Source organism: Bacillus sp. OV166 (assembly GCF_900177675.1).
Classification (GTDB): domain Bacteria; phylum Bacillota; class Bacilli; order Bacillales; family Cytobacillaceae; genus Neobacillus.
Genome location: NZ_FXWM01000001.1, coordinates 2388216 through 2405762 on the forward strand (window position 1 = coordinate 2388216; position 17547 = coordinate 2405762).

The window sequence follows — 17547 nt, forward strand, 5'->3', positions numbered from 1 at the left end:
AACAATGAAGTGGCCGGAAGGTGTAACGATTAAAGAGGTTGGTCCTCGTGATGGATTGCAAAACGAAAAGGCATTTATATCAACAGAAGATAAAATTGTTTGGATTAATCAATTGTCAGATAGTGGACTAAAACATCTTGAGATTACCTCTTTTGTTAATCCCAAATGGATTCCTGCACTTTCAGATGCAGTTGCCGTTGCTACTGGCATTACCAAAGTGCCTGGTGTCACCTATACAGCACTCGTTCCTAACCTTCAAGGTTTGGAACGGGCATTTAAAGCGAACATTGATGAAGTAGCAGTGTTTATGTCAGCAAGCGAAACACATAACCTAAAAAATATCAATAAAACGATTGGCGAGACTTTCCCTGTGTTACGGGATTTGGTCAGAGAAACCATTTCAGCAGGAAAATTAAGCAGAGGTTATGTTTCTACTGTTTTTGGCTGTCCGTATGAAGGTGATGTTGATATCGATGCGGTCATAAGAGTGTCCGAAACATTATTTGAAATGGGTATTGCAGAGTTGTCTCTCGGGGACACAATCGGTGTGGCAAATCCAAGGCAAGTTCAAAATGTGTTGGAAGTTTTATTAAAAAGATTTCCAGCAGATAAAATAGCAATGCATTTTCATGATACACGTGGAACGGCTTTGGCCAACATCTTAGTATCGTTAGAAATGGGAATTACCATTTTTGATTCTTCGCTTGGCGGCCTAGGAGGTTGTCCTTATGCGCCTGGAGCATCCGGAAACGTGGCAACAGACGATTTACTCTATATGCTTCACGGGATGGGAATTTACACTGGTGCTGATCAGCAAAAGCTGCTTCATGCATCCCAATTCATTCAGGAGAAACTTGGTAGACCTTTACCAAGTAAAAGTTTTCAAGCCGCGAGTTCCAAGCTGAGTGGAAAGCTTGGAAATGCTTTGTGAGAAAGGTGAGATCATGAGTAAAACCATATTAGTTAACAAGATGGAAAACGGAATCGTGATGATTACTTTAAATAGGCCGGAAGCTGCTAATGCTTTATCCTTACAGATGTTAGAGGGGCTCAAGGGCGCCATTCTTACCTGTAAATATGATCGATTAGTCCGCTGTATCGTCATTACAGGGGCTGGGGAGAAAGCTTTTTGTGCGGGAGCTGATTTAAAGGAACGAGCTGGAATGGATCCAGTTGAGGTGAGGAAGACGGTTTCTTTGATCCGTGAAACTATCAACTCTTTAGAATCATTACCACAACCGGTTATAGCGGCAGTGAACGGCGTTGCTTTTGGCGGAGGAACTGAACTAGCGCTCGCTTGTGATATCCGTATTGCCTCTGAAACTGCGAAACTTGGACTGACGGAAACATCTTTGGGAATTATTCCTGGTGCAGGCGGAACACAGCGTTTACCAAGATTAGTAGGAAAGGGACGTGCAAAAGAGCTGATTTTCACTGCAAGACGAATTGATGCAAAAGAAGCCCTTGAGATTGGATTAGTAGAGTATAAGGTCCCTGCTGAAAGCTTAATTGATAAAGCATTAGAAATTGCAGGACAAATTGTTCGGAATGGCCCGATTGCCGTTGCACAAGCAAAGTTCGCAATCGATAAAGGCTATGATGTTGATATAAACACCGGTCTTGCCATTGAGCAAAATGCCTATGAAGTGACGATGCCAACAAAAGATCGTTTAGAAGGATTACAGGCTTTTAAGGAGAAACGCACCCCAATCTACAATGGTGAATAAGAAAACTAGATTAATAGGAGGAAAAATAATGACAGTGGATATGAAACCTTTACAACAAACTCTGAATGATCGAGTCGAACAAATTAAAAAGGGCGGAGCTCCCAAATATCACGAAAAAAACCAAGAGCAGGGAAAACTGTTCGTTCGCGAGCGTTTATCATTATTATTCGATCCTGGCTTTGAACTGGAGGATGCGCTATTTGCAAACTGCATGGCGGGGGATCTTCCTGCAGATGGTGTTGTGACAGGGATGGGCAAGATTAATGGCCAGCTTGTCTGTGTGATGGCTAACGATTCAACGATCAAAGCCGGTTCTTGGGGAGCTCGGACGGTTGAGAAAATCATTCGTATCCAAGAAACAGCTGAAAAACTTCGGGTACCATTATTATACTTGGTAGATTCTGCTGGAGCGCGGATAACGGATCAGGTGGAAATGTTCCCTGGGCGTCGTGGGGCAGGAAGAATCTTTTACAATCAAGTAAAACTTTCAGGTAAAATTCCTCAGATCTGTATTCTGTTTGGACCATCTGCTGCTGGTGGAGCCTATATTCCAGCTTTTTGTGACATTGTTATTATGGTTGATAAAAATGCATCGATGTACCTGGGATCACCGAGAATGGCCGAAATGGTTATTGGTGAAAAAGTAACCTTGGAGGAAATGGGCGGCGCGCGCATGCACTGTTCTGTTTCAGGCTGTGGTGATGTTCTTGCAAAAAATGAAGAAGAAGCCATTTCAATGGCAAGAAACTATCTTTCTTATTTCCCTGCTAATTTTTCAGAGAAACCGCCAGTTCGTGAGTCTGTGGCTCCTAAACCATTGAAAAAACCATTAGAAGAGCTGATTCCGGCTAATCAGAATGCACCATTTAATATGCATGATCTAATAAACGGGATTATTGATGAAGGCTCCTTCTTTGAGATCAAAAAACTTTTTGCTGGCGAACTTATTACAGGACTTGCCCGCATGGATGGGAAACCTGTCGGAATCATTGCCAATCAGCCGCGTGTTAAAGGCGGGGTATTATTCCACGATTCAGCAGATAAGGCCGCAAAATTTATTAATCTTTGTGATGCCTACCATATTCCCCTTTTGTTTTTAGTTGATGTGCCTGGATTTATGATAGGTACAAAGGTAGAACGGGCAGGAATCATACGTCATGGTGCGAAAATGATTTCAGCAATGGCTGAAGCAAGTGTTCCAAAAATCTCTGTTATTGTACGTAAAGCATATGGAGCTGGTCTTTATGCAATGGCTGGCCCTGCATTTGAACCGGATGCTTGTCTTGCATTGCCTTCTGCTCAAATTGCGGTTATGGGACCAGAAGCAGCAGTTAATGCCGTTTATGCTAATAAAATTGCAGAGCTTCCTGAAGAGGAGCGAACTGCATTCATAGAACAAAAACGTGAGGAATATAAAGAGGACATTGATATTTACCATCTAGCTTCCGAAATGGTGATCGACGGTATTATTCCAGCAAACTCATTACGTAAAGAGCTTGTTAATCGTTTTGAGGCATACTCTTCAAAATATCTCATTTTTTCAGAACGAAAACATTCTGTATATCCGGTCTAATTTTTAACAGTTAATTTCTATTTTAAGAGACTTTATCTTAATAAGGAGGCGGATCCTGTGAAGAATGGAAAAATTGTAAACTCCTTTGTGGAAGCAATACAAGATATTTCAGATGGCGATACCATCATTGTCGGTGGTTTCGGACTGTGCGGAATTCCGGAAAAAGCAATTCTTGCCTTAAGAGATCAAGGAACGAAGGATTTAACAATCGTTAGCAATAATTGTGGTGTTGATGATTGGGGGCTTGGTCTGCTGCTTGCAAATAAGCAAATTAAGAAAATGGTTTCATCGTATGTCGGTGAAAATAAAATTTTTGAAAAGCAGTTTTTAAGCGGTGAGCTTGAGGTCGAACTAGTCCCTCAAGGAACGCTTGCTGAACGAATTCGTGCCGGCGGCGCCGGAATACCTGGTTTTTATACGGCTACTGGGGTGGGAACTCCAATTGCAGAAGGAAAAGAGCACAAGGAGTTTAAAGGAAGAACCTATTTATTAGAAGAGGGAATTGTCGGCGATTTTGCCCTGGTGAAAGCCTGGAAGGCCGACCCGCTTGGAAACCTTGTTTTCCGAAAAACATCACGCAACTTTAATCCATTGGCTGCAATGGCCGGGAAAATTACAATTGCAGAAGTCGAGGAAATCGTTGGGGTAGGAGATTTAAATCCAGAAGAAATCCATACGCCAGGAATCTACGTTCAACGTGTGCTGCTCGGAACAAACTATGAAAAACGGATAGAAAGACGTACAGTAGTACAAGCCTAATAGTTTAAAAGAGACAAGGAGTGAGTAGATTGAAGGATGCGCGGTTAACCATTGTAAAACGTGCGGTTCAAGAAATTGAAGATGGAATGAACGTAAATTTAGGGATTGGGATCCCTACCCTTATTGCCAATGAAATTCCAAGCGAATACAACGTCTTGCTTCAATCAGAAAATGGCTTATTGGGCATTGGACCTTATCCTGTTGAAGGTACAGAAGACCCCGACCTAATAAATGCGGGAAAAGAAACGGTAACTGCTGTACCTGGTGCTTCTTTTTTTGACAGTGCAGAATCATTTGCAATGATTCGCGGCGGTCATATCGACCTTGCTATCTTAGGGGGAATGGAAGTTTCTGAAACAGGAGATTTGGCTAATTGGATGATTCCAGGGAAGATGGTCAAAGGAATGGGCGGAGCCATGGACTTAGTAAACGGCGCAAAACGTGTTGTGGTTATTATGGAACATGTTAATAAGCACGGAGAATCAAAGGTCAAAAAAGAGTGTTCACTTCCCCTTACTGGAAAAGAAGTGGTCCACCGTTTAATAACAGATTTGGCTGTATTTGATTTCACTCCGGAAGGAATGGTTCTCGTGGAAACCCAGGACGGAGTATCGGTTGAGGAAGTTATTGAAAAAACGGAGGCTTCATTTAAAATTGGTGTCGAATTACTAGTTAATTAAAAGATTGGACTGGTCCCAGTGATAGGATAAATTTTATTAGGGGTTTCTCACACGGTTCCATCAAAAACTATTATAAATTAACCGCACTGGATTTTATCACTCGTGCGGTTTTTTGATATTATTTCAAGAACTTATGTTTTACAACGATGAAAGGTCACTAATTGATGGCCTTATTGTTGTTTTGGTAGAAATAAGTTATGTATTTTGAGCTTCAAAATATGGTTTCAGGTTTGTGCAAATTCAATCTTTTAATCATTTAAAAAGTTTTGAGACTAGGTCTCGTACAAACTTTCTAAGATACGTATAACTTCTCCAGTAGGAATTTTCATATCATCATTAATCCATTTTCGTATGATTTCAATTGTTCCTCCAGTTATATAGGTGAAATAATATTCTAATTGAGTCTCATTAGCATTTGGAAACTGTTTTTTTATATCTTCGATTTTTTTTTCATAAGCAGAATTCAAAATGGTGCTTAGCACATGAGAGCTAGTTTTTTCATTAAAAATAATTTTACAATGCTCTTTATTTTCAAGGATCAAATTAAATATTTCATTAAGCATATTTTGAAGAGATTCGTCTCCAGAAATATTAATGGTACTCATCAACTTCTCTATCATTTCTTCCTCGATACTTCTCATTAAATCAAACGGATCATTGTAATAAGAATAAAAAGTTCCACGATTAATATCTGCTTCTTTGCAAATATCGGTAACTGTAATTTTATTTAAGGTTTTTTCTTGAAGCAGCATTAAAAAAGCATCAATAATTACTTTTTTGCTATACAATGTTCGCCGGTTTCCTTTTACGCCAACCATATAATACTCCTCCTCTTTAAAAACCAAATCTTTTTCAATAGGTATTTTATTGAACAAAATACAAAAGATTTGTCGGTTTAATAACACATGTTTTCAAATTGCTTATTGTTACCTTCCATTAGATTTAATATACTTTTTTCATGCCATTAAATCAACGGAGTGTTTAAATAATAACTAGTTGTTTTAATGTGTTGTATGAAAAATAAATATTTTAAACGAATTTATCTGGGAGGGTATAAGGTGAGAAAGATTATAAAAGGCCGTTGGGCTATTTTCTCTATATGGCTAATCGCGACGATCGTGCTTACAGTTATTCAGCCAGGCATCAATGCAATATTAAGACAACAAGGGCAGCAAGGTGCAAATAGTAATAGCCCCTCAGTGGTCGCAGATAATATTCTAAAGAAGATCGATACGGCTAAGGGTACCAACGATCTTATCGTTTTTTATGATAAAGATAAAATTTCAGATGAAGAAATGGACAAAATCGGTGATGCTGTCAAGGACATTAGCGATAGCAGCACAGTGCTAGGGATTACAGATATGATTGATCCTTTTAGTATGCCGGATGCCAAAAGCTCGTTAGTTTCTAAGGATGGCACCACTCTTATGGTCAGCTTTAAGCTTGATAAGAAATCAAGGGAAGTAGATGATATAAAAAAAGAACTGGATAGCAAACTCAATCAAGTACCTGTGGAATATTACCTAAGTGGTGAAGACTTTATCAATAATGATTATCTGAAGGCATCTCAAGGTGGTGTAGAGAAAAGTGCTGCATTGACAGTTATCTTTATTTTAGTCGTACTTGTCATTGCGTTTAGATCAGTAGTTACTCCTTTGATATCCTTAGTGGCTGTAGCCTTTTCCTATCTTTGTTCCATGGGAATTGCAGCTCAATTAATTGATAAAGCAGGATTTCCGATTACAAGTCTTACGCAAATGCTCCTAGTACTGATTCTCTTTGGGATAGGTACAGATTACAACATACTACTTTTTAATCGATTTAGGGAGGAGCTATCCCTAGGCCACTCGATCGATGAATCCATCGTAAATACCTATAAAACGGCTGGGAAAACAATTGCTTATAGTATTCTCACTGTTTTTATTGCTTTCCTTGCTCTCGTTTTTGCTGAATCGCCTATTTATAAATCCGGTGTTGTGGTGGTAATCGGTGTAACGATTCTATTGTTGGAAATTTTGACACTAACACCTTTCATCATGAAAGTATTAGGTCAAAAACTTTTCTGGCCTTCCAAAAATGTTGGTGGACATAAGGAAAACAAATTCTGGGGTAAAACATCCTCCTATGCAACAAAGCATCCTCTTCTACCAGTGGTCTTAATTCTTTTAATCATCGGACCGATGGTGTATTTACATGAGGAAAAGCTTAACTTTGATACCATTGGAGAACTTGGAAATAAATATCCTTCCACTAAAGGCTTTAATTTAATTGCAGAGCATTTTGGTAAAGGCCAGGCCATGCCTGCTACTGTTGCTATTGAACATAGTGAAGCCCTTGATACTAATGAATCTCTTGTCGTAATTGATAACATTACCGAAAGACTGAAGAGTATTAATGGTGTGGATCAGGTTTCTTCGGTAACACAACCTCAGGGAAAGCAAATTGAGGATTTTTACATCGATAGTCAAATGGGGTCCGTTACGGATGGTATTTCAAAAACTCAAAATGGTGTGGATCAAATAAATGATGGATTAAAGCTGGCTCAAGAAAAACTTGGATCAGCAGACTTTTCAAAGGTTAGCCAAATGGTGGATGGTACGGCAAAGCTTCAAGATGGTGTGGCTGCCTTAACCAATGGATTAAAGCAAATCCAGGCTGGTATCGATGATGGGGCAAGTAATTCACAAACGATAAGCAATGGTATAGCGGCCATAGAAACGAATCTCTCAAAGATGAGTAATGGAGTAGCTGTATTAGCTGATAATTATGGGGAAATGCAGTCTGGTTACAAAGAGATGGGAACTCACTACCAAGATGCGGCAAGGGCTCTTCTTGGTGTAAAAGGTGCACTTTCTCAAATGCAACTAATGGTGGCTGCTCTAGGAAATAGTTATTCAGATTCAGAGAATGATGCTAATTACCAAGCATTAAAGCAAACAATAGATCAGTTATCTTCATCTTTAAACCAAATTACACCAGAAGGAATTAGAGCATTAAATGAAAATTATAATGCAGTAACTTCTGGTTTTGGTACAGCAAATAAAAATCTTGTAAGAATAAGCAGCGGTCTCTCCCAAATGGCCGATGGTTTGAAAAAACTCGAAAGCGGCCTTGGGAAAGCATCTTCAGGAATAGGCACAATCGTTACAAATATGAACAGTGTAACCGATGGGCTGGGGCAGATGAAATCAGGTCAGCAGCAACTTGTAGACGGCCTTAATGGATTCAGTACTTTTGGTCAAAAGCTGTCCGATGTTAACGGCGGATTGGAGCAAATTTCTGACGGATTAGGACAAACGAATGGTTTCTTAACGCAATTTAAAACAAATAAAACATTCTTTATTCCAAAGGAAGCCTTGACGGACAAGAGCTTCAAAAAATCATTAGACGCGTTTATGTCCAATGATCGAAAAATTACTAAGATGATTATTGTTTTAAAAGCTGATCCTTATTCAAAAGAAGCTTTAAGTACGATTAATAAAATAAATTCAACTGTTTCTGATGGACTTAAAGGCACAGTCCTTTCACAGGCAAAGTTTGGTGTCTCAGGACCAAGTGCCACTACAAATGATATGAATAAAATATTGAGCAGGGATCTGAATAAAACAACAGCTATAGTAATTATTGGAGTATTACTTGTGCTGTTCTTTGTGATAAGATCTTTCTGGATACCGGTTTTCATAACTGGGTCTCTTATTGGAGCATACTATTCAGCCATGTTCATGATAAATTATATTTTCATAGATTTATTGCGATTTGAAGGTATATCTTCGTTCGTTCCATTTTTCTCATTCATTATCATTGTTGCCTTGGGAGTGGACTATAGTATATTCCTGATGATGCGCTTTAAGGAATATCCACAATTGTCGCCAAAAGAGGCAATCGTGTTGGCTTCCAGGCAGACTGGTGGGGTAATCATATCCGCAGTCATCATACTTGGCGGTACTTTTGCTACACTAATGCCTTCCGGAATCCTGCTTTTGTTTGAATTGGCGATCGCTGTCATTACAGGCCTCGTAGTGCTTTGTTTTGTACTACTTCCTGTCTTTTTGCCGGCGATGATTGCCATGCCAGATGCTCTTGCCAATTTATTTTCAAGAAAAAAGGCAGATGACTTAAGTTTGGAAGAAAAAGTACTATAATTACTATGTTTCACGGCATCAAAATTCTGAGTATGTAATTGTCTGAACAGTAAAAAGGACTTAACTCGTTGGTTAAGTCCCTATAATAAAATGGATTCGTTAGTTTTCCTTAGTAATTATTAGGCTTAAGCCAATAATTCATTCCTTTCCTAAAGTTTATTTATCGAAAAGGATTATCCATTTAATCCTTTTGTTTCGATTTTACTAGTATGAAGTTTTTTCCGAAAGGACAATCCTAATCAACACCTCCTCGACATTAAATTGGATGGGTTCTGATCACCTGGACCGATGAAATCTAATGCGGCAGGAGAAAATACTTTAACTTTTCTTTTAACGTCCTCCAAAGCAATTCGGATCGGCTCAAGAACTACATGATTCTGAAAGACATTACCTCCCATGATTATCCTCTTTTTCTTCCTCCTTACGATGGCATTCATATTTTTCTTGCTATCTGTGTTAACAGTGACACGCTCTTTCACTTTCTCACTAAGTACTAATAGTCCTTTCTCGGTTTGGAAAACTTCTTCTTCAATCGAAGCGACTATTCCGATTTCATGTTTGTTTACAACCAAGATGAAGTTATATCCTGTTTCAGTTTTCTTTTGTAAAATGTTTACTTCATCTGTGATAAACGTGACGAATTCTTCGGGTTCTTTCGTGTGTGAGTCTTGAGAGTTTTCTTTTTGCTTAATGACTCGATAATATGCTTTTGCTCCAATTCCTTCATCTGTAAAATCAAAAGGTTTTATACTCTGGGTGCGTACAAAGAATAATTGATTTACCTTCTCTTTACTGTTTAATTGAACACATAAAGCAACATCTTCTTTCATCACCGTTCCTTCTTCGTCAGAAAGCATAGGGACATTCATTTTCATCCCTGGAAATTGAACGAAGATGTAACTGAAGTTTTTCTTAGGCTGCACATTCGAGAGTCTCATAAACTCACAACCTTTCCGATTTGTTACAAGATTATTTTCCTTGTAGGTGTATAATTCAATATCGTTCTTCACATTCCTGTATGATTAGAAAGAGTTTTCATCGTCACTTTCCTATGAAATGCGATGGATCCTCCTAAATTATGAGTAAATCTACTATCGAAACATGTAAATGATAAAATTCTGCTTTCTAAAACGACAAATTACAGCCTATTATTGAGTATATTTTATAAATCCTGTTAGATTCTTTTTTCTGGAATTTTTTTTAGGTTGTGCACTATATGGAAGGATATGGCTAAAAAAGTAAGGATGTCAGTGATATATTCTCGAGTTTGAATGACAATCCTATATACAGCAAAATACACCGGTTTTTTGACTTTGTGTGACTTAGAATTCAATGATAAGATGAAACCTACGTAAAAGAACAATTCGCCCAGGGGAAAAGAACTGAAAGGAATGATTTGTTATCAATCATTTACAATTAAGTTATACGAGCGAAATGGAAAAAGCGATGTATAGTGCACATGGTGTAGGTTATGAAGATTACAGAAGACATCATACAGTGAGAATGAGAGTCGAAAAACGCCGTAAAAAGGATTATATTAATTGTCTTAGAATGGTTGCAGATTTAGACCGGCTTGTTCATTTTAATAATCGATTAAAGGCATGAATCAAAGTGGAAACCAATGTGAATACGCACTGGTTTCCTTTTTTTTGATTAAAAGCAAAAATAAATAAGAAAAATTCCTCATCCTTTTCTTATTTAAGGGTGGTTTTTTCCCATTTATTAAACTTATAAATAGGTTAATCTTAACTGGACAAGAAAATTTAGGTTAAGTAGACTAAAAACTAGTTCATAATAAATACCTTTATTATCATAAGAGGTCATACAAGCAACTTTAATTAGAGGGGAAGAACCTAACCTGTCCAATATCTTTTTCCTTCAGGATTTTATAAGGATTAAGGTTTTGCTCTGAAATAATTAGAAAGCAATAGTAAAATTTCCTGTCACCTAATCTACTATAGCGGAGGAATGAAAATGTTAGAATTTGATACAAATATGGACCAACTCGCCAAGATAAAAGTTATCGGTGTTGGGGGCGGGGGAAACAACGCCGTGAATCGAATGATCGACGAAGGAGTTGAGGGTGTAGAATTTATTGCCGTTAATACAGATGCACAAGCTCTTAATCAATCAAAAGCAGCGGTCACGATGCAAATCGGTACTGCATTGACAAGAGGTTTGGGAGCAGGGGCAAACCCGGAAATAGGTAGAAGAGCTGTGGAAGAAAGCAAACAGCAAATAAAAGAAGTGTTAGCAGGCGCAGACATGGTTTTCGTTACAGCCGGTATGGGCGGTGGTACAGGCACAGGGGCAGCGCCTGCCATAGCAGAAATTGCCCGCAATCTTGGTGCACTGACTATTGGTGTTGTAACACGTCCGTTTAAGTTTGAAGGCAAAAAGCGTGCATCTAACGCAGAAAGTGGAATTAACGAAATGAGGGCAGCAGTAGATACCTTAATTATTATTCCCAACGATCGATTATTAGAGATTGTAGATAAAAAAACACCCATGATTGAAGCTTTCCGTGAAGCGGATAATGTACTACGCCAGGGTGTTCAAGGGATTTCCGATTTAATTGCTGTGCCAGGGCTAATCAACCTTGATTTTGCTGACGTGAAAACGGTCATGTCCCATAAGGGAACTGCCTTAATGGGAATTGGTATTGCAAAAGGTAAAGATCGTGCTGTTGAGGCTGCGCAGAAAGCCTTAAATAGTCCCTTACTTGAAACTTCCATCAATGGAGCTCATGGTGTGATCATGAACATAACTGGTGGAAATAATTTAAGTCTTTTTGAAGTACAGGAGGCAGCCGATATAGTTGCTTCTGCTTCTCATGAGGAATTAAATATGATTTTTGGTTCGGTCATTAACGAAAACTTAGAAGAAGAAATTATCGTAACTGTTATTGCCACTGGATTCACTGAGCAAGAGGAGATATTAGCACAACCGCTTTCCCAGCCATTAATGGAAGAAATGTCTAATCCATATCAAAGGGAACAACGTAAACAGCGTGAACCAATAAACCGAGGCGAACCAGTTCAAGATTATGAAAGACACTCAGAACAGTCAGAAGAATCTCTGAATATACCAGCGTTCTTGCGCAATCGAAAAAAACGATTTTTATAAATATAACATCTGAATTTCATATGTAAGGGTCATGCTGACAAAACTTGTAGAATCTAATAGAACATGTCCTCATGAAAGATTCTGGAATTAATATATCTCTTTAAATTAAATAAAGGACGCTTTCGTAATGTGTTGAAAAATACATTACGAAAGCGTCTTCGAGTTAACTTTAAAATAATTTCTTCACTTGTTATTTTTTCAATACAGTGGTTGAACTTCTAATTACAAGCTCAGGCTCGTATACGATGGATGGAGGAATGTTGTCCTTTTTTTCGACCGCAGCAACAATCCATTTTGCAGCATCAATCCCCATTTGCATTTTTGGGTGGGTTACTGATGTTAGTTTTACATCTGATGCCTCTGCTAAAAAGGAGTCATCATAGCCAACAATTGAAACATCATCAGGAATACTTAATCCAAGTTCTCTTAACATATTTAATATTTGTAAGGCCAGTTGGTCATTGTAACAAACAATTGCTGAAGGGATTGAATCTGCATTGAAAAATTTTTCTAATCGTTCTAATAATCTGCTATCTTTTTCTTCGGTGGTAAAGGTAATCACCATCTCCGGGAAAAATGTGATGCCATGCTCTCTGAAAGCGCGGATAAAGCCCTGCATACGATTTACCCCTTGGAGGTCATCCGTTTTAAAAAGTCCAACTATCTTTTCATGTCCTAATTTAATTAAATGTTCAGTAGCCGCAAATCCGCCGTGTTCATCATTCACAACGATATGAGGAGGCATAAGCTGGGGATAGAATTGGTTAATCATTAAGTATGGGATATGGTTCTGTTCTAATTCCAGATAGTAATGAATGTTAGGATTGTAATTGCTGCTTTTAGTAGGCTCAACAATAAGACCGTCAATGTTCCTGCTTAACATCGTTTGTAAACATTGTTTTTCTTTCTCAACATCATTATCCGTACATGCAAAGGTTAAAGAATATCCCTCAGCTGTTAAATATGATTCAATTCCTTTGATAATGGAAGGGAAAATATAGTCAGAAATGTAGGTGGTTATAACTCCGATATTTTTTCCATTACTCGATTGATGCTGGATTTGAGGCTTTTCATTCCATAACTTATTGGAACAAAAGGTACCAGCACCTTGTTCTCTGTATAGCCATCCCTCATGAACCAAATCCCCGATAGCTTGACGAATCGTATGTCTGCTTACACCAAACATTTTGACAAGTTCATTTTCAGAATAAATCTTATCCCCAGGTTTTACCTGACCGCTAGTTATCCATTCTGTTATCTTTTCTTTTACCATATTATATTTAGTTTGTTGAGCCAATTGGATTACACCACTTTCAACTTGGAAGCAAGTTTATTTACTTGTGCGTACAACATGTTTAATAAAATAATATTAACAAAAAAACAAGAGATTGACCATGAGATAATTTACTAGCATTATACGTATAAGTTGCGGCTGACCTATTATTTGTGATGCTTTTGGAATTTGTATAGATCAAGCTTTTGAATATGTAATCATAGAGTGCACAGTGTAAAGCTATATCGAAAATCATGTTATTATAAAGTTGAGCTATGTTCCGTAATAAGGCAATAATAAAAAAGAGAAGGAGTTAATAAAATGATTAAAGTTGTATGTAAAGCAAAACTAAAACCAGGTGTAAAGGTAGAAGAATATTTTATTTTGGCAAGAGAAGTTGTGTCAGAAACCAGAAAAGAAAAAGGCTGTATAACGTACACACTTCATCAAGATATCAATGATCCGACCATCCTTACTATGCTCGAAGAATGGGTGGATGAAGAGGCTTTAAATCAACATAATAAAAGTGAACATGTTATGAAAATTGTTCCAGAGCTTAGAAAACTTCGAGAAAGTACAGAAATCAACCTTTATAGAGAAGTAAAATAACCCCCGATGGAAATTGAATCAAGTTTATGGAGAGGAATCCTGAATCTCCACTTAGGAGAGGTTAAAAAGGAAAGTACTTACATATTCTTCTTGTCCCGGGCATCTTCCTCCCATGAGGATGGTGCCTGATTTAGAAATTGAGAAAAAATATGCTTTCTTAAACGACAATTTATAGACTATTCGCTAAATTATGTATTAAAATGAATTTTATATATTATAGCTAAACGAAAATAATATAGGAAACCCTCGTTAGCAAATTTTATCGGATAGTAAAAACTTTTAATATAACCTTGGAGGATGCTATGAACTTTGTTAGTACACGCGGAAATGTAAATAAAATTGGTTTTATTGATACAGTCTTAATGGGATTAGCTAATGATGGGGGACTTTTAGTCCCTGAGAAAATCCCACAAATTCCTGCAGATAAGTTAGAAGCAATGTCCCAGTTAACTTATCAGGAACTAGCATACGAAATCTTTTCCTATTATGTTGATGGTGAAATTCCAGACAATGAGCTAAAGGCTTTAATCGAGAAAAGCTATGCAACCTTTCGCCACCCAGAAGTAACACCTGTTCAAAAGCTGAAGGAAAACATGTATGTGCTAGAACTGTTCCATGGTCCGACCTTTGCTTTTAAAGATATTGCTCTGCAATTCTTAGGGAATTTATATTCCTATGTATCAAAGAAAACAGGTGAATCAATTCATATTCTCGGCGCTACTTCAGGGGATACGGGTGCCTCAGCGATTGAGGGTGTCAGAGGAAAAGAAGGTATTCGCATTTGCATTTTGCACCCACATGGCAAAGTAAGTAAGGTACAAGAATTACAAATGACAACTGTTGATGATAAAAGTGTTTTGAATTTAGCCATCAAAGGGACGTTTGATGATGGTCAAAGAATCATCAAAGAATTGTTCGCAGATGTGGATTTTAAAAACAAATACCATATGCGTGCGATCAATTCCATTAACTTTGTTCGTATAATGGCTCAAACAGTTTATTATTTCTATGCGTATTTCCAAGTAACAAAAGAGAAAGGTTCACAGAGCGTTAACTTCAGTGTGCCGACTGGAAATTTTGGAGATATTTTTGCTGGTTATCTTGCAAAGAAAATGGGACTGCCGGTTGGTAAACTCATCGTTGCGACCAACGAGAATAACATTTTAGAAGATTTTATCTCTGATGGGGTGTACATGCCTGGTGAGTTCCGCAGTACGTATAGCCCTTCTATGGATATTCAAGTAGCTAGCAATTTTGAGCGTTATTTGTACTACTTGCTTGGTGAAAATCCAAACGAAGTATCTGCCTTAATGGAGAAATTCAAGTCAGAAGGAAAAATTGTTGTGAACGAGGAACTGCTCCGAAAGGTAAAAGAGGATTTTGCAGCACATGGAGTTGAAGGGGAAGAATGCTTACAAACAATTACGAAGTACCATGCTGAAACTAGTTATTTATTAGATCCACACACGGCTTGTGGGGTCGCTGCATACGAAAGTTGTAATAAGCCTAGTGAGGTTTGTGTCACACTTGCAACAGCTCACCCAGCAAAATTTAATGAATCCATTGAACGTTGTGATATTAAGCAGACATTCCCTGAACAAATAAGTCAACTGTTTAATAAACCGCAGCATCTAGAAGTTGTTGAGGCGGATAAAGATGAAATTGTACGGAAATTAGAAAAGCTTTTTAGTTTTTCTGCTAAGTAAATCATAAAATAGGTTCATGGTATAGAATCTAGAACTATAGTTTAGATTATTAGTCCACAAAGATGAAAAAAATGCAGAAAAGGGATTTTTAATCAGGCTGAATGAAGGCACGTGAAATTTCAGATTCTTTATCCGGTTTTATGGGATATACAGGGAAAAGTATTGATGAAAAAGAAAAAAGTATTGTTTCATTGTTAACTTCAATGAAACAATACTTTTTTTGTTTTGTATATAAAACTATTTTACTTTATCGAAACAAATTGTCTGAATATTATTGACTATTATTAAAATACAATATAATATTATAATTAATAGTAACATTGTTTTATATATAAAACAAATGGTTTACTCTATTAATTATTAAAGGGGAGTTGATGGTGTTTAATAGTGTGAGTGATATTATTTTTATCGCAAATTATGAAAGCGTATTCGTGTAGGACTATATTGAAGGGGGATACTAACATGTTACAAGGTCAAAAAAGATGGTTGTATATTGCCGTTCCAATTTTTTTCTTTTGGTTTTTCGGTCAGATTGATAAAGTAGGCATTTCGGTTATCCAAACAGATCCGGGATTTTTAAGTGATCTTGGTTTAACTGGTCCAGATAAAAATGCCAAAATTGGCTTAATCTCCTTTATATTCATGATTTCATACTCGTGTTCCAACGTTTTTTGGGGAATTATTATCGACAAGTTAGGGGCAAGGAAAACAGCTGTTTTGGGTCTACTGGTATGGACAGCGACCATGGTAATTGGAGGGCTGTCTACTTCATATGAAATGTTTCTAATTAGTAGAATCATCCTTGGAATCGGGGAAGGTATGATGATTCCAATATCGGGTAAATTTATTTCGAATTGGTTTAATAAACGAGAACTTGGCCGTGCACAATCATCCTGGATTATTGGCAACTATCTTGGTCCAGCAGTGGGTGCGGTTATCCTCATATTAGTTATTTCCACTTTTCATTGGCAGGCCGCATTCTTTGTTCTCGCCGGCTTTAACTTATTTATTAATATTCCAATGTTCCTTTTTCTGACACGTAATACGCCAGAAGAACATCCACGTCTCAGTAAAGAAGAGGTCTCCTATATTCGCCAAAAAGACGAAGCAGTTGATGCAGAGACGAAGCAATTCTTCGCTAAGGATTTTCGTTATTGGATTGTCTGGTTTGGCAATTTGATGTCGTCCTTTCTTTTCTTTGGAATCAGTATTTGGCTGCCTACATATCTCGTTGAAGCCAAAGGCTTTGAAAGAGAAGCAATGACGGGGATTACTTCATTATCGTGGCTATTCGCACTTGGATTTGTACTGGTTGGTGGATTCCTAGCAGACAAAACGAAACGCCCGAGTATACAGGCGGCGATTCTTTTCATACTTACAGCTTCCTTTTTGACAATTGCAGTTATTGCACCAAATCCTATCGTGGCAGGCGTTTCAATGGGACTCGCAATGGGATCTCAGGGAGGAATGTTTCATCTAACCAATTTATTCATCATCAAATTTTCAACACCTAAAACAGCGGGCCGCGCAGCCGGTTTAATGGGGTTCACGAATATTATGGGTGGTTTTTCGAGCTATATTATGGGGTGGGCACGCGATTCGTCCGGCGGAGATTTTGGTCCATCCATTATCATGTTGATTGTGGCAGCTATTATTGGATTTGTGGCGTACCTGTTTATGATTAAAAAAGAGGCTGCTGGAAATCATCTAAGCAATACATCAGGAAATAAAGTAATTGTATAAATGGAATTGAAATGAAGTCAAATTTAATTGGGGGAAATGTTAATGTGGGTCATCACGCTCTATTCAAATTCAAATATAAAAATGTTTGAGTATGACACAGCGGAAGAAGCAAAAGAAGCTTTCGAAAACATTGAAGGCTGTAAGATTCTTTCCGAGATTGCTTATTATAATGATTATGGTGTTGATTTAGTTGCTGTTTAATATCTTTA

At 37.7% G+C, this 17547-nt stretch carries 15 protein-coding genes; 12 read left to right on the forward strand and 3 right to left on the reverse strand.

Translation table 11 applies throughout. The features are described 5' to 3' along the window. Positions 1–4 precede the first annotated feature (4 nt). The 5 genes from CCK98_RS11400 (at position 5) to CCK98_RS11420 (ending at position 4739) form a co-directional block, all read left to right on the forward strand. Positions 5–931: a hydroxymethylglutaryl-CoA lyase gene (locus CCK98_RS11400; RefSeq protein WP_088086690.1), complete on the forward strand. Its 927-nt coding sequence runs from the start codon at positions 5–7 to the stop codon at positions 929–931. Between the two features lie 13 nt (positions 932–944). Continuing rightward, entirely contained in the window at positions 945–1727 is a 783-nt protein-coding gene (locus CCK98_RS11405; protein WP_088090369.1) for an enoyl-CoA hydratase, read from the forward strand. A gap of 40 nt (positions 1728–1767) precedes the next feature. Beyond that, complete coding sequence (locus CCK98_RS11410) at positions 1768–3300, forward strand: acyl-CoA carboxylase subunit beta (RefSeq protein ID WP_179196014.1); 1533 nt, start codon at positions 1768–1770, stop codon at positions 3298–3300. Between the two features lie 72 nt (positions 3301–3372). Then, positions 3373–4059 (forward strand): CoA transferase subunit A, encoded by a 687-nt coding sequence (locus CCK98_RS11415; RefSeq protein WP_373408530.1) that lies wholly within the window; start codon positions 3373–3375, stop codon positions 4057–4059. Between the two features lie 29 nt (positions 4060–4088). Further along, positions 4089–4739, forward strand: coding sequence for a 3-oxoacid CoA-transferase subunit B (locus tag CCK98_RS11420; RefSeq protein WP_088086692.1), 651 nt, complete (start codon positions 4089–4091; stop codon positions 4737–4739). 272 nt (positions 4740–5011) lie between these two features. On the opposite strand, the gene CCK98_RS11425 is transcribed toward CCK98_RS11420, so the two are convergent. After that, on the reverse strand, positions 5012–5557 hold the full coding sequence (locus tag CCK98_RS11425; RefSeq protein ID WP_088086693.1) for a TetR/AcrR family transcriptional regulator: 546 nt from the start codon (positions 5555–5557) through the stop codon (positions 5012–5014). Between the two features lie 240 nt (positions 5558–5797). On the opposite strand from CCK98_RS11425, the gene CCK98_RS11430 reads away from it, so the two are divergent. Beyond that, a complete protein-coding gene (locus CCK98_RS11430; protein ID WP_088086694.1) occupies positions 5798–8881 on the forward strand; it encodes an MMPL family transporter in 3084 nt (1027 codons plus the stop codon). Positions 8882–9120: 239 nt separating this feature from the next. On the opposite strand, the gene CCK98_RS11435 is transcribed toward CCK98_RS11430, so the two are convergent. Beyond that, the gene (locus CCK98_RS11435) at positions 9121–9819 is read right to left on the reverse strand and encodes a hypothetical protein (RefSeq protein WP_088086695.1); all 699 of its coding nucleotides are present in this window, start codon (positions 9817–9819) and stop codon (positions 9121–9123) included. 496 nt (positions 9820–10315) lie between these two features. Between CCK98_RS11435 and CCK98_RS35250 the strand changes: the two genes are divergently transcribed. After that, complete coding sequence (locus tag CCK98_RS35250) at positions 10316–10486, forward strand: hypothetical protein (RefSeq protein WP_179195766.1); 171 nt, start codon at positions 10316–10318, stop codon at positions 10484–10486. A gap of 369 nt (positions 10487–10855) precedes the next feature. After that, the gene (gene ftsZ, locus CCK98_RS11440; RefSeq protein ID WP_088086696.1) at positions 10856–12007 is read left to right on the forward strand and encodes a cell division protein FtsZ; all 1152 of its coding nucleotides are present in this window, start codon (positions 10856–10858) and stop codon (positions 12005–12007) included. A gap of 190 nt (positions 12008–12197) precedes the next feature. On the opposite strand, the gene CCK98_RS11445 is transcribed toward ftsZ, so the two are convergent. Next, positions 12198–13304 (reverse strand): GntR family transcriptional regulator, encoded by a 1107-nt coding sequence (locus tag CCK98_RS11445; RefSeq protein WP_088086697.1) that lies wholly within the window; start codon positions 13302–13304, stop codon positions 12198–12200. 297 nt (positions 13305–13601) lie between these two features. Between CCK98_RS11445 and CCK98_RS11450 the strand changes: the two genes are divergently transcribed. The 4 genes from CCK98_RS11450 to CCK98_RS35255 all read left to right on the forward strand — a co-directional run bounded on the left by CCK98_RS11450 (position 13602) and on the right by CCK98_RS35255 (position 17539). Continuing rightward, positions 13602–13889 (forward strand): putative quinol monooxygenase, encoded by a 288-nt coding sequence (locus tag CCK98_RS11450; protein ID WP_088086698.1) that lies wholly within the window; start codon positions 13602–13604, stop codon positions 13887–13889. Positions 13890–14191: 302 nt separating this feature from the next. Beyond that, positions 14192–15595, forward strand: coding sequence for a threonine synthase (thrC, locus tag CCK98_RS11455; RefSeq protein ID WP_088086699.1), 1404 nt, complete (start codon positions 14192–14194; stop codon positions 15593–15595). A 462-nt stretch (positions 15596–16057) separates the two neighbouring features. Further along, entirely contained in the window at positions 16058–17338 is a 1281-nt protein-coding gene (locus tag CCK98_RS11460) for an MFS transporter (RefSeq protein WP_088086700.1), read from the forward strand. Between the two features lie 42 nt (positions 17339–17380). Further along, a complete protein-coding gene (locus CCK98_RS35255; RefSeq protein ID WP_179195767.1) occupies positions 17381–17539 on the forward strand; it encodes a hypothetical protein in 159 nt (52 codons plus the stop codon). Positions 17540–17547: the final 8 nt, after the last annotated feature.